The organism is Listeria aquatica, assembly GCF_014223975.1.
In the GTDB taxonomy this organism is placed as follows: Bacteria; Bacillota; Bacilli; order Lactobacillales; family Listeriaceae; genus Listeria; species Listeria aquatica.
The window spans coordinates 15,582-35,836 of sequence record NZ_JAARRM010000005.1 but is presented as its reverse complement, the minus strand read 5'-3'; the positions used below and the strand labels follow the sequence as shown (position 1 = coordinate 35,836).

Annotated in this window: 22 protein-coding genes and 1 tRNA gene; 17 read left to right on the top strand and 6 right to left on the bottom strand. The window is 38.2% G+C overall.

Annotated features, from left to right (window positions below):
- Positions 1–42: 42 nt before the first annotated feature.
- The gene (gene dnaN, locus HB912_RS11010; RefSeq protein WP_185374566.1) at positions 43–1,188 is read right to left on the bottom strand and encodes a DNA polymerase III subunit beta; all 1,146 of its coding nucleotides are present in this window, start codon (positions 1,186–1,188) and stop codon (positions 43–45) included.
- A gap of 178 nt (positions 1,189–1,366) precedes the next feature.
- The gene (gene dnaA, locus HB912_RS11005; RefSeq protein ID WP_185374564.1) at positions 1,367–2,713 is read right to left on the bottom strand and encodes a chromosomal replication initiator protein DnaA; all 1,347 of its coding nucleotides are present in this window, start codon (positions 2,711–2,713) and stop codon (positions 1,367–1,369) included.
- 633 nt (positions 2,714–3,346) lie between these two features.
- On the opposite strand from dnaA, the gene rpmH reads away from it, so the two are divergent.
- From rpmH to jag, 4 genes are all read left to right on the top strand, one after another.
- Positions 3,347–3,481 (top strand): 50S ribosomal protein L34, encoded by a 135-nt coding sequence (gene rpmH, locus HB912_RS11000; protein WP_115753561.1) that lies wholly within the window; start codon positions 3,347–3,349, stop codon positions 3,479–3,481.
- A gap of 97 nt (positions 3,482–3,578) precedes the next feature.
- Complete coding sequence (rnpA, locus tag HB912_RS10995) at positions 3,579–3,944, top strand: ribonuclease P protein component (RefSeq protein WP_185374562.1); 366 nt, start codon at positions 3,579–3,581, stop codon at positions 3,942–3,944.
- 36 nt (positions 3,945–3,980) lie between these two features.
- Positions 3,981–4,844, top strand: coding sequence for a membrane protein insertase YidC (gene yidC, locus HB912_RS10990; protein WP_036073933.1), 864 nt, complete (start codon positions 3,981–3,983; stop codon positions 4,842–4,844).
- Positions 4,841–5,458 carry an RNA-binding cell elongation regulator Jag/EloR gene (gene jag / locus HB912_RS10985; protein WP_036073936.1) on the top strand — a complete coding sequence of 206 codons (618 nt, stop codon included), beginning with the start codon at positions 4,841–4,843 and terminating at the stop codon, positions 5,456–5,458. Before yidC ends, jag begins: the two co-directional genes overlap by 4 nt.
- Before the next feature lie 34 nt (positions 5,459–5,492).
- Here the strand turns inward: jag and HB912_RS10980 are convergent, their stop codons facing one another.
- On the bottom strand, positions 5,493–6,704 hold the full coding sequence (locus HB912_RS10980; protein ID WP_185374560.1) for a metallophosphoesterase: 1,212 nt from the start codon (positions 6,702–6,704) through the stop codon (positions 5,493–5,495).
- A gap of 169 nt (positions 6,705–6,873) precedes the next feature.
- Here HB912_RS10980 and HB912_RS10975 point away from each other — a divergent pair, with 169 nt between their 5' ends.
- Complete coding sequence (locus tag HB912_RS10975) at positions 6,874–7,728, top strand: MurR/RpiR family transcriptional regulator (RefSeq protein WP_185374559.1); 855 nt, start codon at positions 6,874–6,876, stop codon at positions 7,726–7,728.
- 25 nt (positions 7,729–7,753) lie between these two features.
- On the opposite strand, the gene HB912_RS10970 is transcribed toward HB912_RS10975, so the two are convergent.
- On the bottom strand, positions 7,754–8,827 hold the full coding sequence (locus tag HB912_RS10970) for a MupG family TIM beta-alpha barrel fold protein (protein ID WP_185374557.1): 1,074 nt from the start codon (positions 8,825–8,827) through the stop codon (positions 7,754–7,756).
- Between the two features lie 133 nt (positions 8,828–8,960).
- On the opposite strand from HB912_RS10970, the gene murQ reads away from it, so the two are divergent.
- From murQ to HB912_RS10940, 6 genes are all read left to right on the top strand, one after another.
- Positions 8,961–9,845: an N-acetylmuramic acid 6-phosphate etherase gene (gene murQ, locus HB912_RS10965; RefSeq protein ID WP_185374555.1), complete on the top strand. Its 885-nt coding sequence runs from the start codon at positions 8,961–8,963 to the stop codon at positions 9,843–9,845.
- A gap of 13 nt (positions 9,846–9,858) precedes the next feature.
- Positions 9,859–11,307 (top strand): PTS transporter subunit EIIC, encoded by a 1,449-nt coding sequence (locus HB912_RS10960; RefSeq protein ID WP_185374553.1) that lies wholly within the window; start codon positions 9,859–9,861, stop codon positions 11,305–11,307.
- 309 nt (positions 11,308–11,616) lie between these two features.
- Positions 11,617–11,943, top strand: coding sequence for a PadR family transcriptional regulator (locus HB912_RS10955; RefSeq protein WP_036073948.1), 327 nt, complete (start codon positions 11,617–11,619; stop codon positions 11,941–11,943).
- Positions 11,940–12,287, top strand: coding sequence for a DUF1048 domain-containing protein (locus tag HB912_RS10950; RefSeq protein ID WP_185374551.1), 348 nt, complete (start codon positions 11,940–11,942; stop codon positions 12,285–12,287). The genes HB912_RS10955 and HB912_RS10950 overlap by 4 nt, the downstream gene beginning before the upstream one ends.
- An 11-nt stretch (positions 12,288–12,298) precedes the next feature.
- Complete coding sequence (locus HB912_RS10945) at positions 12,299–12,652, top strand: DUF1048 domain-containing protein (RefSeq protein ID WP_185374549.1); 354 nt, start codon at positions 12,299–12,301, stop codon at positions 12,650–12,652.
- 150 nt (positions 12,653–12,802) lie between these two features.
- The gene (locus HB912_RS10940) at positions 12,803–14,038 is read left to right on the top strand and encodes a chloride channel protein (RefSeq protein ID WP_185374547.1); all 1,236 of its coding nucleotides are present in this window, start codon (positions 12,803–12,805) and stop codon (positions 14,036–14,038) included.
- 53 nt (positions 14,039–14,091) lie between these two features.
- Here HB912_RS10940 and HB912_RS10935 read toward each other — a convergent pair.
- Positions 14,092–14,164 (bottom strand) — tRNA-Val (locus HB912_RS10935).
- Between the two features lie 106 nt (positions 14,165–14,270).
- On the opposite strand from HB912_RS10935, the gene HB912_RS10930 reads away from it, so the two are divergent.
- From HB912_RS10930 to HB912_RS10920, 3 genes are all read left to right on the top strand, one after another.
- Positions 14,271–15,386 carry a glycerate kinase gene (locus HB912_RS10930; RefSeq protein ID WP_185374545.1) on the top strand — a complete coding sequence of 372 codons (1,116 nt, stop codon included), beginning with the start codon at positions 14,271–14,273 and terminating at the stop codon, positions 15,384–15,386.
- 59 nt (positions 15,387–15,445) lie between these two features.
- Positions 15,446–16,807, top strand: coding sequence for a hypothetical protein (locus HB912_RS10925; RefSeq protein ID WP_185374543.1), 1,362 nt, complete (start codon positions 15,446–15,448; stop codon positions 16,805–16,807).
- Positions 16,808–16,873: 66 nt separating this feature from the next.
- Complete coding sequence (locus HB912_RS10920) at positions 16,874–17,197, top strand: thioredoxin family protein (RefSeq protein ID WP_036073956.1); 324 nt, start codon at positions 16,874–16,876, stop codon at positions 17,195–17,197.
- Positions 17,198–17,258: 61 nt separating this feature from the next.
- On the opposite strand, the gene HB912_RS10915 is transcribed toward HB912_RS10920, so the two are convergent.
- Positions 17,259–17,858, bottom strand: coding sequence for a nitroreductase family protein (locus tag HB912_RS10915; protein WP_185374541.1), 600 nt, complete (start codon positions 17,856–17,858; stop codon positions 17,259–17,261).
- A gap of 184 nt (positions 17,859–18,042) precedes the next feature.
- Here HB912_RS10915 and HB912_RS10910 point away from each other — a divergent pair, with 184 nt between their 5' ends.
- The 3 genes from HB912_RS10910 to HB912_RS10900 all read left to right on the top strand — a co-directional run bounded on the left by HB912_RS10910 (position 18,043) and on the right by HB912_RS10900 (position 20,088).
- Positions 18,043–18,396, top strand: coding sequence for a hypothetical protein (locus HB912_RS10910; protein ID WP_185374540.1), 354 nt, complete (start codon positions 18,043–18,045; stop codon positions 18,394–18,396).
- Positions 18,397–18,514: 118 nt separating this feature from the next.
- A complete protein-coding gene (locus HB912_RS10905) occupies positions 18,515–18,937 on the top strand; it encodes a MarR family winged helix-turn-helix transcriptional regulator (protein ID WP_185374699.1) in 423 nt (140 codons plus the stop codon).
- An 11-nt stretch (positions 18,938–18,948) separates the two neighbouring features.
- Complete coding sequence (locus tag HB912_RS10900; protein ID WP_185374538.1) at positions 18,949–20,088, top strand: MFS transporter; 1,140 nt, start codon at positions 18,949–18,951, stop codon at positions 20,086–20,088.
- Positions 20,089–20,255: the final 167 nt, after the last annotated feature.

Below are 20,255 nucleotides of genomic sequence, written 5' to 3'. Positions count from 1 at the left end.
ACATAAAAAAAGCCCACCAAAATTGGTGAGCTTTTTTATCAGTTAATAAGTTCGAACTGGTGTAATTAATTGTAAAATTTCGTTTGGATTTTCTGCATCACGTGGTCGAAGTACAAAAGGTCGCATTGTTCCAGAAAATGAAATCTGAATATCATCGCCTTCAAAAGCACGTAAGGCATCCATCATATATTTTCCGTTAAATGAAATTTGTAGATCTTCACCTGTAAAGCTTTGGCTAAAGAGTTTTTCCGAAACATTCCCAATTTCAGGGGAGTTAGAAGAAACTTCTACTTGTCCATTTTCAAGTGTCGAAAGTTTGATGACGTTATTGCGGTTTTCTCTTGCGAGTAGGGAAGCACGATCTATAGCTTGTAAAAATGCCTTTGCATTGATAATGAGCTCTGACTTTGTTTCAGCTGGGATTAGCCGTGAAGTATCAGGATAGCTTCCTTCCAGTAAACGCGAATAAAACAGCAAATCTTTTAGCTTAAATAAAATTTGGTTGTTAGCTAGGATGATTTCAAGTGAATCAGAAGCTTCATCCAAAATTTTGTTTAGCTCAGATAAACTTTTTCCCGGAATGACAATGTTGTATTCTTCCTCTTCAGGAGCTTCAATAGGAATTTCGCGAAGCGCAAGTCTATGACTATCCGTTGCAACAGCTGTAAGCGTTCCGTTTTTAATGATCCAGTTAACCCCGGTAAGTACAGGACGAACTTCAATCGTCGAAACAGCAAAAACAGTTTGACGGATAATATTTTTAAGTACATGAATTGGAATTCGAATTTGTTTTCCTTCTGAGACTTCTGGAAGTTTAGGATACTCTAAAACATCTAAACCATTAAGTGTAAAGAAAGCTTGTCCAGAACGAATTGTTGTTTGGTTATTAGCAGTTACTTCAATTTCAACGTTTTTATCTGGAAGTCGTCTTACAATATCACCGAAATATTTGGATTGTAAAACGATGCCTCCAAAGGATTCTACTTCAACGATAACTTCATCTTGTTCAATAAGTGGGATAAAAGCTTCAATGGAAATATCAGAATCGCTTCCGGTTAAGGTAACGCCTTCGTCATTTACATCAATTTTGATCCCTGTAAGGATTGGAATCGTTGTTCGAGCAGAAATAGCACGTGTAACTTCATTAACAGCATTGACCAAATGATCTCGATCGATGACAAATTTCATGAAAAATCCCCCGTTCATTTTTTATGATGTTCTTTAATTAATTAATAAGAAAATCGTAATAATAGTAATAGGCCTTGTGGATTTGTGGATAAGTGATTGAAACCATTTTTCTTCTAAGTTTTCCACATGTGTATAACCAGTGGAAAACTAGTGTTCAGTTATCCACAGTATCCACAGATTAATTTTTACGCAGATTTTTTTCTATTTCTTGAATATCACTTTTTAAAACTTGATCGCTTTTAAGCATCTGCGAAATTTTTTCGTGAGCATGAATGACAGTTGTGTGATCACGACCACCAAATTCATCTCCAATTTTTGGAAGTGAAGCATCAGTTAACTCCCGTGACATGTACATAGCTATCTGTCTAGGAAAGGCAATGCTTTTGGTTCTTTTTTTTGCTTTGAAATCTTCGAGTTTCACATGGAAATACTCACCAACAGCTTCTTGGATACCGCTGATTGTGATAACGGAGGTTTTAGCATTTGGAATAATGTCCTTTAAAGCTTCCGCTGCAAGTCCAGCTGTGATGTCCTTATTGACAAGAGAAGAGTAAGCAACAACACGAATTAGTGCGCCTTCAAGTTCCCTAATATTCGAATCAATTTGATTCGCAATGTAAAGCATCACTTCATTTGGAATATCAAGCCCGTCCGCTTTCGCTTTTTTCCGCAAAATTGCAATCCGCGTTTCAAGATCGGGCGGAGTGATATCAGTGATCAGCCCCCATTCAAAACGTGAACGAAGCCTATCTTCAAGAGTCGGAATCTCTTTAGGCGGTCTGTCACTTGAAATGATGATTTGCTTTTGTTCATCGTAAAGTGCATTAAATGTATGGAAAAATTCTTCCTGTGTTCCTTCTTTACCGGCTAAAAATTGAATGTCATCAATTAAAAGTACGTCTACATTGCGGTATTTTGTTCGAAATTCTTCTGTTTTGTTATCGCGAATGGAGCTGATAAATTCATTGGTAAATTTTTCGCTGGATAAGTACATCACATTTGCATTGTCTTTGTGTTCTTGCACGTAGTGACCAACAGCATGCATCAAATGCGTTTTTCCAAGTCCAACGCCTCCATAAATGAAGAGTGGATTGTAAGCTTTGGCAGGTGCTTCTGCTACGGCAAGCGAAGCTGCATGTGCAAACCTGTTACCGGAACCAATAACAAATGTATCGAAGACATATCTTGGATTTAACATATGTTTGGAGTTATCAGGATCATTTTCATCCGGTAAGTTTTGATTTTGGGGAATCGGCTTGTAATCAAAATTTTCTTCTTGTTCGCCATCAATAAAGCGTACATCATAAGAAGCTCCCGTCACTTCTTGTAAAATATTAGCGATGAACTGCGTGTAGCTTTTTTCAAGCCAGTCACGAACAAAATTGTTAGGCGCCGAAATGACAAATGTGTTGTCTTCAAGAGAATGTGCAGTAGTGGATTTCATCCAAGTATCATAGCTTGGCTTGCTCATATTCTTTTGAACAATTTCAAGTGCACGTGTCCAGATCTCTTCTATAGACTGCAAAAAATTTCCCTCCCTTTTTCTGTGGAAATGATTTTAAGGAAGAAAAATAACAGGGGCGCTTTTTCAAAGTTATCCACAAAACGGTAAAAATAGTGGATAAAGATATCCGGACCCTGTTAAGAAAATATCCACAACAAGAAATAATTATGTGGATAACTTTATTTTTCCTCAACTTATTTACTATTCAACACCTGATATCTTATCAAAAAAAGGCTTTGATATCAAGGACTTTCAAAAAATGTCCACAAATTTATCCACTTGTAGAAAAACGTTACCCACAATCTGTGGGGTTGTGCATAACTTGTGTGTAACCAGTTTATAATTTTTCTTGCTTTATCTATTTATTCACAACTGATTTTTATGCTTCTGTGGATAAAAGTGGATAACCTCACATAATTATCCACAGATTCGTGATTTAAGCAAACAAACCTTTTTAAGAAGTTGAGAAAAAGTGTGAAGTAAAATTTTGCTTTTTCCTATAAAAGAGGGTTTTTTTAAACTTTGAAATATGATATGATTAAGGGCGAAGTTTTTTCGTGCTCTATTGACAAAAAACGTTTATTTCCGTACAATATTTAAGACTGTCTAATAGATTTAAATCAATTGGACCCATATAATGGGAGGTGTTACAAAGTGAAAAGAACATATCAACCAAGCAAACGTAAAAGAAAAAAAGTACACGGTTTCCGTGCACGTATGAGTTCTAAAAACGGCCGCAGAGTGTTAGCAGCACGTCGTCGTAAAGGAAGAAAAGTATTATCTGCGTAGACCACTGATACGGCTCAGTGGTTTTTTTATTGTTTTTATGGAAAAAATCCATTTTTGATTGAAAGCGGACAACACACGCAAAAAGATGGGAGACTATATGAAAAAAGAATATCGGATCAAAAAGAATGATGAATTTCAACGAGTGTTTAAGAAAGGGAAGTCATTTGCCAATCGACAATTTGTCGTGTATAAATTAAGAAGAGAAAAGGAAGATACGCATTTCCGAATTGGTCTTTCTGTCAGCAAAAAAATTGGCAATGCCGTTTGCAGAAATCATGTGAAACGTTGTATTAGACAGACATTCCATGAGCTTGAAGAGGAGATCGAACAAGGAAATGATTATATTATTATCGCCCGAAAACCGGCGGCCAATATGGATTTTCATGAAATTAAGAAAAGTTTGATTCACGTCTTAAAAATTACAAAAGTATTGAAAAAGACCAGAACGAGCGGTTCAAAATGAATTGGAAATTAAAAAAAGGCGGGGAGGTTACACTTGTTGAAGAAGAAAAAGAACCTGAAGAAAAAACTTTTCGTGATCGGACTTGTCATTGCTTTAGTCACTGTACTTTCAGGTTGTGGCTACTCAACTGATCCAATCACAAAAGACTCACCAGGATTCTGGAGTCATTACATTGTCTTTCCATTATCTTGGGTGATAAGATGGTTTGCTGATGCCTTCGGTGGCAATTATGCGGTTGGAATTATCGTTGTTACGATTATTATTCGCTTAATTATTATGCCACTTATGATTAAACAGCTAAAAAGCCAAAAAGAAATGATGAAAGTTCAACCTTTACTTAAAGAGCTGCAAGGAAAATATGCTTCTAAAGATAATGAAACAAAGCAAAAATTGCAGCAAGAAACGATGCGCTTGTATCAAGAGCATAATATTAATCCGATGATGGGTTGTTTGCCGCTTATTATTCAAATGCCAATTTTGATTGGTTTTTATCAAGCGATTAGCCGAACAGCTGAAATTAAGACGGATTCATTTTTATGGATGACACTCGGTCAGCCTGATCCATTTTATATCTTACCGATTATAGCTGCGATAACAACATTCCTGTCATCAAAAATTTCCATGATGGGACAAACACAACAAAATAAAACGATGGCGATGATGATTTATTTCATGCCAGTTATGATTTTATTTATGGGGATCACACTTCCATCAGCGCTTGCTCTATACTGGATCATCGGGAATATTTTCACGGTCTTCCAAACACTTTTGATTAATAATCCTTTTAAAGCCAAAAAACTACAACAAGCTGAAGAAGCTGCTAAAGCTGAAGAAGCTCGTTTGAAGAAAAAAGCAGAACATATGAAAGCTTCAAAAAGAGGAGGTAAGAAGAGAAAGTGAGAGATATAACTGCACAAGGTCAAACCGTTGAAGAAGCGATTCAAAATGGGCTAAAAGAACTAGAACTAAACCGTGATCAAGTTGAAGTTGAAATCATGGATGAAGGTAAAAAAGGCATTTTTGGAATCGGTTCGCGTCTTGCGATGGTCAAGGTTATTGAAAAAGAAAACAGTGTAAAAATCGTCACGGAATATATTTTGGATGTTGCTAAGAAGATGGGGGCAGAGATCTCACTCGAGGCAAAGGAAGAGGGAAAAGATGTTTACGTGCAAATTTCTGGTGAAAACCTTGGAGTTTTGATTGGAAAACATGGTCAAACTCTTAATTCTTTGCAATACTTGACTCAACTAATTGCCAATAAACAAAGTGAGCAGTTTAGAAATATCTTTGTCAATGTCGGTGATTATCGTGAACGCCGCTATGAAACACTCTCTAATCTTGCAGAAAAAATGGCCGGGAAAGCACTAAAAACAAAAAGTGCTGTTCATTTAGAGCCGATGCCATCTTTTGAAAGAAAAATTATTCATGCTGTTTTAAGTGAAAATGAAAAAATAGAAACGCATTCGGAAGGACGCGATCCTTACCGCTATGTAGTGATTAAACCAGCACGTTAAACGAAAAAGCCACGCAAAATTTTGCGTGGCTTTTTTATTGGAATAAAATAGGGAGTTGTGCTTGAAAATCATCATGGTGATTCGATGGAATCGAGCATGTAGTTAGTTTTCCATTTGGCATTAGCACGGCTTCTGTAAGTAAATTTCCATGAATACAACCGGTATCCAGATGGATTTTATTTTTTAATCGGAAAGCATTCTTTGCGGCAACATGACCGAAAAAATGATAAGGATGATTTTCGTTCGCCTCTTCAAGCAAAAATAGCAATTGTTCTTCTGTGGGTCTAGTTCGGTCTAGATGAAAATTGCGCATTTTTCGTAAGGACTTTTTATCGAGTTTGCCAAGATACTTGTTTTTGCATGGTGCATGGGTAGCATAAAGGGAAGCTCGATCTGAGATAAGTCTATAAAAGGGCGCAGAATGTTCGACAAGTGTATTAAATTTGACATGTAAATCAGGATCTTTTTCGAGCACAGGAATGGAATCAAAAAAACGGGAAACGATTTCTTCATTGGCATTCTTAATTTTTCCTTGCAAATAATGATGCACAAAGGATTCATGATTTCCAATTACAAAATAAAAGTGCTCCAAGTTTAAATAAAGGAATTCAAGAATAGCTTTCGTGTTTTTTCCTTTATCGATCGAATCGCCAAGCAAAATAAATTGGTGAGAGGGGTCAGGTCGCTCTATGATTTTTCCTGATGAGTTGAAGCTGAATCCACTTTTTTCTAGCAAGGCCATAAGTTCTTCTAAACATTCATGAGTGTCACCAATGATATGGTAGGTTTTTTCAGGCTCAAGGAGATATTTTTTGAGTTGATCGCCATTTGATTGAACCGAAAAGTTTGAGATCGGTAAAGTGAATGTATGTTGATTAGAAAACTGTGAGCTTACCGGTTTGGATGGTGAATTTAAAAAGATGGCTTCGAGTTGATATTGGTTTTCTTTTGCCATTTTTTCTATGTTTTCTTGTAATAAAGTAGAAGGTTCTTCTTCCATTTGAATTAAAATATAATCAGCCGAAGCTGGGAATGTGGTGGCTTTATTTAAGTCGTTTAGAAAGTTTATTTGTTCTGTGTCGGGGAAAAACTGAATGGTTGTATAGTAATTTTTGGAAGGCTCATCATTTCTTAAGGCAGGCATGAATTGCTGTTCAATGAAAGAAACCGTTTCGATTGAGGCTTTTCCAAAAAAGAGGAAAATCGTATGGAGTTGGGTATTGAACCGTAAATTTGTTTCGACCAATATAGATTCTCCTTTCGATGTTTCACGTGAAACAATTAGAACTTTATATTTAATTATAGGTTGAGAAGAATTGATTTTCAAGTTGTCTAACTAGATGCTTCAAATTAAAATTTTATTTCAAAAACGAATTTTATGATATAATCAAAGAAAAAACAAGGAAGAAATGGCTATGACAAATGGAAGTATTATCAATCTTATAAGTGGAATTCTTGATACGTTGCCTAAGTCGGAGCAAAAAGTAGGGCAGGCGATTTTAAATGAACCTAATTTTGCTGTAAAGGCATCGGTACAAAGTCTTGCTAAGAAAGCAGAGACAAGTGCGGCAGCTGTTATTCGATTTTCAAAATCGTTAAATCTAGATAGTTTTCCGGAGTTGAAACGACAGCTTTCTATGGAATTAGCAATGCCTAATAGGACAGGATACTATGATATTGAACCAAGTGAATCCTTTGATTCGATTCGTGAAAAGTTGGTTTCAAATGTTAATCAAACAACGCAAGATACGGCAAGCCAATTAAAAGAAGAGGCTATTATCCAAGTGTGCGCTGAGATGGAACAAGCTGTAACAATTTATGCTTATGGCGTTGGGGCTTCGTGGCTTATTGCAGAAGATATTGCTCAAAAGTGGTTGCGTGCAGGGAAAAATGTATTCTTGTCGCAAGATCCGCATGTTCTTGCTATGGCTTTTTCATCTGGAAAAGAAAATAGTTTGTTTTTTGCAGTTTCCAACAGCGGGGAAACTTCTCAGGTGCTTGAACTTGCAAATGAAGCGAAACAAAGTGGTTTGAAGGTGGTTAGTTTAACACGAATTGGAAATAATAAGTTGAAAACCATTTCGGATTTTGTGCTTGAAACATCTCGGGCTCCTGAAGCTGAAATGCGAAGTACAGCAACGAGTTCCAGACAGGCACAGCTGTTAGTCATTGACATTTTGTTTTATTATTTTGCATCGAAACAATATGATGAAATGATTACGCATATTAAAAAATCACGAGAAGCAACTAATCGTTTTCGAGAAAAGTAAATAAAAAAGCCGCATTTGAATAAAATCAAATGCGGCTTTTTTCATTAAAGCGCAATTTTATTTTTTGACCAGCAGAAATATAGGGGAGGCAATCAAGGTAGGATGGCTTAATTTGACCAATACAATTAATTTTCTCGTTAGCTTCTAAAGGAACTTTTGTGATGCAGATTTCACCAGAATAACGCCCATATTTTTGATTATCAATAGTAATGGTTCCAACTGGTCGACTAGTTGTTTGTCTCACTGCTAATAGAAGCGTGTTGAAGCAAATTCGACTCTTTTCTAACCGAATTAAATCGCGCGCGTCGTCCATTCGATTTTGGTCTCCTTGAATGAGGTGTTTTTTTATTGGGGTTGGGACAAAATCAGCTAATTCTGCTTCAAGGGAGACCGTGTTATCAAAAGCGAGATTTTGCCAAAATGGAAAATGTAAAGGATCGAGTGCGGGATCACCAATGTAAACATGGTCAACTGCTAAGGAAAATAGTTCCAAAGTGGCCGCGTAAGGACTTGCAAAACGATGCTTTTCCAAAGTTGGCAGCCCCGCATAAAGAGGTAAACGTTTTTGAGAATCACCTGGTACGAAAGCCGAAATTTTGAGACCATTTCCGTGCAGAAAGTGGTTTTTTTGATTGAAAAAGGCTTCGCTTAAACCAGTTTCTGGTTTTGGATAGTAGTTGTGGAAAGCTTCGATATTTTCCATATGGGCGTGAGCTTCTTTTAACTCATCTAAAAAAGGTTGATCTATGGTACTAGCATTTAAATAAACGGTTACTTTTTGTGAGAGTAAAGCAATTTGCTGAATGCCGATCCCATAATCAATTCGTAAGCCGGTTACGCCTATTTCATGGATTGCTTCTGCATTTTCAAAGCTTAGTTGAATTTTCTTTAACGCATTTTCTGAAATATCTAAGATGAGAGTCATATTGTTTTCTTGAGCGGCTTTGCCTAATTCTTCTAGACGAGCTCGGTAATCTATTTTACTTTCTTCTGGAATATGTAGTGAACTGAAGATGGATGAAAATCCATTTTGATGGGCAGTTTGAACAGTTTCTGAAACGTTATCCAAATCCTGTAAATAAAGACTAATTCCTAACATTTTATAACCTCCATTCTTATTACTAAGTATATGACTTGTGAAATAAAATTTCAATTAAATATTACAAAAATAAAATAAAGTATTGAAATTTTATTTCAAAAGTTTTATAATCAGTTTGTGAGGAGTGATCGGAATGCTTGAAAATTTATCCACAGAAAAGCAAAATTTGAAAACGCTTAACTTAGATACATTAAAAGTTGAGGAAATCTTATCTATTATGAATGAAGAAGATGGAACGGTTGCAACGAGCATAAAGCCAGCGCTTCCTGAAATTGCCAAAATTGTAAGGGCTGCCATTTCAAGTTTTAACCGGGGAGGTAGGCTTATTTATATGGGAGCTGGTACAAGTGGACGGCTAGGCGTACTCGATGCGGTTGAATGTGTACCAACATTTGGTGTTAGGAAGGAGCAAGTGGTCGGGCTGATTGCTGGAGGAGACAAGGCATTTGTTGAAGCAGTTGAAGGCGCGGAAGATTCTACCGAGCTTGGTAAAGCAGATTTAGAAGGTATTTCTCTTACGGATTTGGATACGGTTATTGGAATTGCCGCGAGCGGCCGGACGCCTTATGTGATTGGTGGCTTGGATTATGCACGAAATATTGGGGCTACGGCGGCTGCGATTTCTTGTAACAAAGACGCTGCCATCTCGCAACATGCGGAAATCGCAGTTGAAGTCGTACCTGGAGCGGAGGTTTTAACTGGGTCAACTCGGCTTAAAGCAGGAACGGCACAGAAATTAATTTTGAACATGATTTCGACGGCTTCAATGGTTGGGATCGGCAAAGTTTACAAGAACTTGATGGTGGATGTGAAACCAACGAATGAAAAACTGGAGGAACGCGCTAAACGAATTATCATGGAAGCGACGGAATGTAGCTATGAAATGGCGGAAAAAGTTTATTTCAATGCTGGAAAACAAGTGAAAACGGCGATTGTTATGATTTTGACGGGAAGCAGTAAAGAAGCTGCTGAACAAAAACTTGAAGCTTCAAATGGTTTTGTAAGAAAAACAATTTAAGGGGTTGAGTAGGGTGTCAAAGGAAGCAGAAATCGGCAGAAAAATCTTTGAAAATGTGGGCGGCAAGGAAAATGTTTCGCGGATTGCACATTGTATGACACGAGTTCGATTAGGGATTCGTGACCCAGAAAAAGTGGATTTAGATCAATTGAAAAAAGTTCCTGGTGTTTTAGGTGTTGTGGAGGATGAGACCTTACAAGTTATTGTTGGACCGGGAGTCGTTAATAAAGTCGCAGCAGCGATGGCAGAAGAAGCTGGCGTAAAGATCGGCGAAGTCATCAATGAAAATTTGGATGCGGACCAAAAATCTGGGAAAGAATTGGTGGAAGAAAAAGCAGCTGCAACGAAGGCAAGTATGAAAGCTAAACAAAATAATCAATCGAGTTTTAAGAAGTTGCTAAAATCCATTTCGAACATTTTCGTACCGTTGATTCCTGGTTTTGTTGGAGCGGGTTTAATTGCTGGTATTGCAGCGATTTTGACGAATAATATCACAGCTGGGAATTTAGACGCAGGAACATGGACTCAGTATGTGGATATTTTGGGTGTTATTAATAAAGGGATTTTCGCGTTTCTTTCGATTTATGTTGGGATTAATACAGCAAATGAATTTGGTGGAACACCAGTTTTAGGTGGTGGAATTGCCGGTATTACAATGTTATCGGGGCTTGCTGATGGGCATACGATCACAAATATTTTTACAGGAGATGCGATTTTACCGGGACAAGGTGGAATTATTGGTGTTTTATTTGCAGTTTGGTTAATGTGTGTGCTTGAAAAGAGCTTGCGCAAATTTATTCCGAATGCTATTGATATTATTGTGACGCCAACGATTGTTATGCTTGTAATGGGGCTTATTACGATTTTCCTGATCATGCCAGTTGCAGGATTAATTTCAGAAGGACTGGTTTCGGCGATTAATTGGACGATTGAAGTCGGTGGGCTATTCTCGGGCTTTGTACTCGGCACATTCTTCCTACCGATGGTGATGTTAGGTTTGCATCAAGTGTTGACGCCTATTCACGTGGAAATGATTGCGCAAACGGGTGCGACATTACTCCTTCCAATTTTAGCAATGGCTGGCGGCGGACAGGTTGGAGCTTCGATTGCACTTTGGATTCGTTGTCGGAAAAACAAACCGCTTGTAAATATGATTAAAGGTGGACTTCCTGTCGGGATCTTGGGAATTGGTGAACCACTTATTTACGGGGTTACGGTTCCGCTTGGACGGCCATTTATTACCGCTTGTTTAGGTGGTGGAATTGGGGGCGCAGTTATTGGGGCTTTTGGAAACATTGGCGCCATTGCTATTGGCCCATCTGGGGTAGCACTAATTCCATTAATTGCAGGGGGACACTGGCTAGGTTATGTTATCGGTCTTCTTGCTGCTTATCTTGGTGGTTTTGTTTTAACTTACTTCTTTGGCACACCTAAGGACGCCATGGAAGCAGTGAATGAGTAAATTAGATGAATTGGAAAAGTTGAACTTGATTGCTTATCAAGTTCAACTTTTTTTGTGTGGAAAAAGTCTATAGCGATGTATTACAAGGGATAGTGCTTTAAGCATTTTATATTAATTTAGATGACTCTCTAGAACTTGATTTATTTTTTGCTTCAATGATAGAAACATTTTTTCCACTGCTTTATAGAAATTAATTTTAACTAGTTGACAAACTTTCTATATTGTATTACTATGTAGTAGAACTTAACAATACTATATAGTTGATGGGAAGGAGGAAAATCTGTTTGCACGTAGGACAGATGACAAATTATGAATGGAATAACTGAAATGTTAAAGGGAGTTCTTGAGGGAATTATCCTTGAAATCATTAATCGCAAAGAAACTTATGGTTATGAAATTACGAAGATTTTACAGGAATCGGGTTTTGAAGATATTGTAGAGGGAACGGTCTATACAATTCTCCTGCGGCTTGAAAAGAAAGAACTCGTTGAAATAACCAAGAAAAAATCGACAATGGGTCCCGTACGAAAGTTTTATTCGCTTAGCGATGCAGGTCGAGAAGAACTAGAAAATTTTTGGAAAAAATGGGAGTTTGTTTCGTCGAAAATTAATAAATTGAAGGAGGAACAAGCATGAATTTCTGGGATAGAATTACAGGAAATGATATTACAAGAGATTTGAATGATTTTAAGTCGCGAGTTGAAAAATTGCCGGATGATTATCAGGCAGCTTGGGAAGAAATCACATTGAACCTCATGGGGCACGCCGACTTTACAGGTCGTAACCTTATCCCAATTCTTGGGGGAGTGCTCAGTTGGTTTGAGGAAACGGCAGCGGATGGACAACATGCGCAGGAAATTTTGGGAAACGATGTAAAAGGATTTTGTGTGGCGCTCGCTTCCGAAGAGGGAGCGAAGTCATTACGTGACAAGTGGCGCGATCAACTTAATAAAAATGTTGCGAAAAAATTGAATCAATAGGAGGGGTGAAAATGAGTTTACAGGAAATTCTGGCTGAGAAGAAGGAATGGCGCAAACATATGGCGCGTGTAAATGCTCTGCCGCGAGATTACAAGGTGGTTTATAAGGAAATCCAAAAGTATCTTTTTAAAGTTGGACCAATGGAACTTGTAGATGGAATTAAGCCGCTTTCTGCTGTTTTGGAACTTTTCGAAGAGGGCGCAGCAAGAGGTGATGAGGTGCTTACTGTCACTGGAAAAGATGTCGCTATATTTTGTGATCAGTTAATTCAAGATTCGAAAACGTATAGTGACGAGTATGAAGATAAGGTGAACCAAGAGGTAAAGAAAGCTTTGGATAAAGAAGCGAATAAAAAAAATAAATAAGCTGAAAAAATCATCTCACATGTTTTAGCGTGAGGTGATTTTTATTTGAGAACGGATCGTCAAAAGGTAGTTTCGTTCAGAACACCGGTTTAAACTTATGTTTTTCGGGCAAAAAATAAAAGAATGGCTTCAATTTCTGGGGGGAACAGAATGAAAAAAGTTTCTGTAGTATTAAGTGGCTATACGTTAGTACTAAGTGCGGTGATTGGTGTTGTCGCTGCCTTGTTTTTAGCAATCGTCCATTTTTCAACAGATTTTATTTGGGAAAAGTTACCGAAAAGTTTGCACGAACCAAGTTTGTATCCGCTAATCATTGGCATAATAGGGGGGATTCTTGTTGGTCTTATCCAAACGAAACTTGGTGCTTTCCCATATACGATGCACGAAAACATGGCCGAATTTAGAAAAACAGGACGAATCGAATACAAAAATCGGCTATGGAAAACGATTCTTGCCGCGTGGATTATTCTTTCTTTCGGAGCAAGTTTAGGTCCGGAAGCTGCTTTAGTTGGCATGGTCGGCGCGATGATAACTTGGCTAGTTGAACATTTGCGGATTAATTTAGCGAGCAAAGAGGAACTCGTAAATTTAGGAATCGGTGCGATGATGTCGGTTATTTTCCTAGCACCTTTTAACGGGGTCGTCCAAGATATTGAACATAAAAATCCAGTAGAAAGAAAATTACCTAGTTGGTTACGTTATTTACTTTCAATTGTAGCTTCGTTTTGTGCGCTTGGTGCCTTTGTTTTAGTAAAACATCTTTTGCCGCTTCCAGAAAGCATCTTTGGCATTCGACTATCAGATCATTCTATTTGGAATTGGCAAAATCTCATTTTTGCACTTCCAGTTATCATTCTTGGCGTTTGTTTCGCTTTTTATTTTAATGGTCTCGAAACGCTCGTAAAGCGAGGATTACGATTTGTGCAAAATAAGTGGGTGCTTGCGTTAATTGGAGGTATAAGCATTGGGCTTTTAGGGATGGTATCTTCTTACTTTCTGTTTTCAGGAGAACATCAGCTGATTGAGATGTCGAGCGAAGTAACAACGTATAGTTGGCTGTTTTTGCTACTAATTGCACTTGGAAAACCACTTCTTGCTGCAATTTGTGTAAATACTGGCTGGAAAGGGGGGTTAATCTTCCCGGCTATTTTTGCGAGTAGCGTGATGGGCTACGTTGTCACTTGGCCACTTGATGGGCACATTGGATTTTTACTGACTATTTTTGTTGCTGCCAGCTGTTCTCGAATTGTCGGCAGCCCGCTTCTTACTAGCTCTATTTTGCTGTTCGTTTTTCCACTACAGTTCTTTCCATTTATTCTACTTACATCATTTTTAGTTAGTCCTAAGCGGGTTCGCGAACTACTGCATAAAGAAACTAAATCTTAATACATAAAAACAGGCAAGAAACCTTATTTTCTAGTTTCTTGCCTGTTTTTTAATGGTCCCGACTGGTCTCGAACCAGCGACCCCCACCATGTCAAGGTGATACTCTCCCAACTGAGCTACAGGACCAAGTTTAATTTTATAATAACGATTGAGAGGCAAGCTGTCAACTAAAGATTAGGGCTTTGTTTTTTTGTAAAAAATGATATGATAGAACAAAAAAGGAGGTTCCGCAATGAAAATCGTCATCGCTCCAGATTCTTTTAAAGAAACGCTGTCTGCTGATAAAGCGGCAACAGCCATTCAAAAGGGGTTCCTGCGTGTCTTTCCTGAGGTGGAATATCATCTTTTGCCTGTTGGTGATGGCGGAGAAGGCACGCTTGACGTGCTGGCTAAAACTTTGCATACTGAACGAAGAATAGTTTCTGTTACCGGGCCATTTTTAGAGCCGGTAAACGCGCAGATCGCTTTCATTCATGCTGGACAAACGGCTTTCATTGAAATGGCTGAGATTTGTGGATTGCAACTTGTACCAGAAAACAAGCGTGATCCGCTCACCGTTTCAACGAGAGGAGTCGGAGAGATGATGAACTATGCGATGGATCAAGGCGCTAAGGAAATCATTATCGGGGTTGGGGGGACCGCTTCCAATGATGGCGGAATTGGTATGGCAGCGGGACTTGGATACGAATTTTTCGATGAATTGGGAAACCCTGTTTCACCTATTGGAAAGAATTTATCGCGAATTCACACAATGAAAAACAACAAAGTGAGGACGCAGTTAGCTCAAACAAAAATTCGTGTCATCACCGATGTAACAAATCCTCTTACAGGTCCAAATGGCGCTACCTTTGTGTTTGGCGGGCAAAAGGGATTAAATGAAGCAGAGATGCCTCAGGTCGATCAAGCGATGGAAACTTTCTATAACCGCTTTTTTGGTGTTCCAAAGACTCCAGGAGTGGGGGCTGGAGGAGGAATGGGCGCGGGTCTTCTTAAATTTGCATCGGCTGAACTAAAACTTGGAATTGACTATGTAATTGAGCAGCTGCAGCTTAAAGAAATATGTACTGATGCGGATTTTGTTGTCGTTGGTGAGGGCAGAATGGATGGACAAACGTCAAGTGGAAAGGCGCCACTTGGTGTCGCACGGGCGGTACCTGATGGGATTCCGGTTATTGCTATTTGCGGAAGTGTAACGAAGGATAGTGAAAAACTTTATCAGCAGGGAATGACGGCTATTTTTCCAAGTGTTGCTTCAGTGAGTACCTTTTCGGAGGTGCGCCGGGATGCCGAACAAAATTTAGTAAGGACAGCTGAGAATGTCGCAAGGTTGTTGAAATATGCCAAATGAATCTAAATTGTTTCACGTGAAACATATTGGACTCTTTGCGTAGAATTGAGGAGTTAAAGATGGAGCCAAAAGGAAAATTTTTCATGTATGCCGTTATGAATGCAACGGTATTCATGCCTTATTTATTTTTTATTCTAGTTGGAAACTTATATCATGGTTGGCTAAATGGTTATGCGTCATTAATTATTTTTTATGTCTTTAAATCAACAGGAACTTTCTTGTTTAATGCCTTTAATTATCAAGCAAAGGCAAAGTCGCTTTTACAAGTTTTAATCGCTATGGGGATTGTTGGATCAGTATTAGCTAGTCTTGGCTCTTTTGACGCTCTTTGGATTGAAATTGGGGCTATATTGATTGGGATATCAAGTAGTATGGCGCTCCCAGTTTATATTACTTTGCAATACCATGACCATTTTTATTATGGTAGAAAAATGTCTAATAATAACTATTTGCGAGCGCTTTTTGTAATTATCTTAGCCCTTGTTATTGGGGGGATTTTAGCCCAATTTCTTTATCCTAGTCTGGCCTTTCTTTTTTACGCAGTGCTCCTCTTGATTACATTTTATTTTGTTAGTCGCTTGCCTAATTATGAAGTGAAGACACGAACTGGAGATGCCTTTCTAATTCGCCCATTTCTTGTTTTTTTTGCTGCATCATTTATTCTATTTCTATTTAAAGAAGCTCGAACTATCGAGTCTACAGATTATGTGTTCTGGGTATTTTCAGCCGCTTTAGCGGGTATTTTGATTTTCGTTGGTGCGGGTCTTTATTTAATGCCAAAAATGAAACTGAAGCTAGCGCCGTGGATTTTATATTTCTCTTTTGCTCAAGGTGCTGTAATGAGTTTTTCATTGCTTTACGGAACATTTGTGGCGCTTGCCGAAAACAATTTCAAGTTTATGTTGTTTGGCGTTTATATGGTTTATTTCTTAGGAACTCTCTTTTCACTTGCAGTAGAGCCGCTTGTTAAGAAAGCGTGGGGGAAACGCCCTATTTTATATTTATACAGTCTAGGAATTGCTTTAAGTTTTGTTTTGATTGTCATACCGAGTTGGACCAGCATCAGTATTGGAATTTTTGGCGCTTCTCTGTTTTTATCAATGCTAAGTCGTCATCTAAATCGATCAGCGTATGCTACTGCCGCAAATGAAATGCAAGATGCCAGTTTATTACTTCGAAGCAGGTGGACAAAACTAGGTAGCATTTGCGGACAGATTTTCTTGATTTTCTTGCTATTTGTAGGTAGCTTATTTAGCGCTTCGCTTGATTTTAAACGAGTTATTGCAGCTTTTAATGGTGCGGGAAATATGTCTGGAGATTTATTTTTCGATTTTGCGGGGACAGCACTTGCGGCAGCGTTTGGTATTTTATTATTTATCTTTGCGGGGTTACGAAAATATCGGGAGATTGTTAAAAAATGAACAGTTAAGCTTGTTCGCTTGACGATTCAGATGGAATGGCATAATCTGAATCGAGAGGTGAGAAATGTGGCGATTATACATGCAAAAGAAGACGACTTTGATCAGATTATTGCCAGTCATTCAAAAATTTTACTTAATTTCTGGGCAGAGTGGTGTGCGCCGTGTCGCTGTTTTTGGTTAACTTTGGATCAGTATGCAGAAAGAGAAAATGAGGATATTCAAGTTGTTAAAGTCAACGTCGATAAGCAAAGAAAAATTGCTGATCGGTTTAAAGTCAAAGGAATCCCGAATTCATTTGTAATCGTGGATGGTGAAGTGAAGGGACGAATAACGGGAACAGTGAGTTGTGATGAACTTATGAAACAAGTAGAAACTTTTATTGCGGAATAAAAAAAGCCTTAACTGCTGCGCCTTTCAAGAAGGGCTTGTCAGTTAAGGCTTTTTTGGTAACTTATTTAAACACGCGGAAGCGTTCTTCGTCTGCCATGAATTCTTTTTCACCAGGTTCACTAGCGATGTTACCAAATGGCATTTGTGCACGCAAGTTCCAGCTTTCTGGAAGGTTCCATTCGGCTTTAACTGCGTCATCAATAAGTGGATTGTAGTGCTGCAAGGAAGCTCCAATTCCAGCGTCTGCGAGAGCTACCCAAACAGAGTGCTGCGCAATACCTGTTGCTTGTTCGGACCAAATAGGGAAGTTTTCAGCATAAAGTGCGAAATCTTTTTGATATCCTTTGATTACATCTGTATCTTCGAAAAACAAAACGGTTCCATATCCAGCACGGAAGGAAGCGATTTTTCCTTCAGTGGAGGCAAAATTTTCAGCAGGAACAATAGCACGAAGTGTATCTTCTACGATATTCCAAAGTTTATCATGGTTTTCGCCGAATAAAAGAACAGCACGTGAAGTTTGTGAATTAAACGAAGATGGACTGTGCTTAATAGCTTCTTTTACGATTTCTTCGATTTCGTCTTGAGATAATGATACGTTTTTATCAAGCGCATAGATCGAGCGGCGCGATTTGATTGCTTCTAAAAATGTGTTTGACATAGGAATACCTCTTTTCAAATGTTATTTACTTACTTTAGTATAGCGACTAATTTTTTTGATTGCAACCCTTTGTTTTTATGTAAGCGCTAAACCTACTCAGATTCTAAACGGAAAAAATTTCAAATAAAAAAGTTGCAAACAAGAACATTTGTTCGTATAATAGAAATAGAAAGAGGTGATCACAATGGTTTATGCTATATCTTTAGATAAACAAGTCGAAGTAACGAATCCAGCAGTTCTTATCGAAAAGCCGCAAGTTGATTTAGTGGAACAGGAAAGTTTTTATATCACCTTGTCTGATGCAATCAAGCGAGAATGGTTAGTGCGACTGAACTTTTTTGAAGAAGCAAATGTGGCGAAACTAGAGTTGGCATCTTTTGAGGATTCGGAAGCTTTCGTAGGGCGGGGTGTTATTCGCGAAATGGATTTAGTGCCATTCGAAATGGATCCTGAAACACAAGAAATTCTTTTTCGCGATATATTTGGGCAGATTTACCCTGTTCAATTTGATGAAATTATAAATATTGAGTTGCTTTAAAAGCTAGCTGAAGGCAGATTCTGGGCCTTTAGCTAGCTTTTTTGACTTTTTATAAATATTGTTATATGATTGTTAAGACAATTATTGTTGTAACAATTAATTAAGGTGTGGTGAAATGATGAGGCAAAAGTTTGATGAATTTTCCTTTCAAACAACGAAAATCGCGAAAAAAATGCACTTATTTCTTTCAAGAAGCTTGGCGGATCTAGAAGTAACACCTGAACAGTGGACGATATTAAACATTATTCAGCAAAAGGCACCAATCTCACAAAAACAGTTAGCCGAACTCTCAGAAAAAGACACGCCAACGGTTAATCGGATCATTGATGTCCTGTTGCGGAAAGACTTAGTGATTCGCAAAACGGATGAAGTAGATCGTCGAAAAACTCTGTTAAGTTTAAATGAAAAGAGAGAGAAGCTAACTTCTGTTTTGCAAGAAACTGTAGAAGAGGCTTGTAAAAAGATGTTTGCCGATTTTTCCGAACAAGATTTGCGAACTTTTGCTACTTTGTTAAACCAGATCGAGAATAATATTGAGTAAGAAGGGATTTTTTGGAAAGTAAAACAAAATTATGGACGAAGGATTACATTTTTTTACTGATAGGAAGTATTTTTCTATATGTTGGATTTATGGTATTTATGCCCACTTTGCCCACCCAAATTATTAAGCTTGGGGGTTCGCAAGTAGAAGCTAGTCTTGCTGTGGGTGTGTTTTCAGTAGTAGCGCTTCTCATGCGTTCTATTTCAGGAAGCTGGAATGATCGATTTGGCTCTAAAATGCTCATTTTAATAGGCTTTCTAATTTTAATTGCGACAACGGCTAGTTTTTATATTTCAACAGTTGTTTTAGCCTTGCTTGCGGTTCGTTTCATTCAAGGAGCAGGCTGGGGGATTAGCACAACCTCTATTGCAACGGGAGTTTCGGCAATTGTTCCGCCTAACCGAACGGGTGAAGGAATTGGATTTTATGGACTGACAACAGCGCTTGGAATGTCACTTGCCCCCGTTGTAGCCATTTTGATTATGAATTATTTTTCATTTAATACGCTAATTACTTTTGCACTGGTCATATTAGTTGGTACTTTTTTACTGCTTTCGCAAGTTCGAATCAAGCAAGAAAAAGTGAAAAAAGCCGGGAAAATAAAGCTTTTCGAGAAAACGGCGCTGTTGCCGGCTTTTTTATGTCTATTAATGGCTATCCCACTTGGCGGAATTCAAACTTTTATGATGGTGTACGGTACAGAAATACACGTTGAAAATACATGGATTTATTTTCTGGGACAAGCCATTACGATACTTTTAAGTCGGCTTTTTGCGGGTCGGTTATATGATACGAAAGGACATTTCGTTGTTGTGGTTCCAGGTGTCTTTGCTATGATACTTGGGATTTTATTGCTTTCCTTTGCTACGGGTGCGTGGATGCTATTTTTTGCGGCGCTGGCATTTGGACTAGGTTACGGGATGACACAACCCGCTTTACAAGCGCTGACAATAGATCGAGCTGCTCCAGAAAACAAAGGTGCTGCAAACGGAACATTTTTATCAGGCATGGATATCGGGATGGCGATCGGAAGCTTTGGGCTCAGTATTGTCGCAACGTATAGCAACTATGCCATCATGTATCGTTCTGCGATTTTAGCCCTTGTTTTATTCCTTGTAATTTACTGGATGGTCTTTAGAAAAACCAAATAATTGGAAACAAGTACTTTTAGCTAAAAGTACTTGTTTTTTTAGGAAAGGCTTTCTCTTTAATTTTAATGGTCTTCTGTTATAATATACGAAAACCTTTGATTTTTTATTTATTCTAAAAATTGTGTCTTAATGCACAAATGAAAGAGTGCTTTTAAAAAATAAAAAGG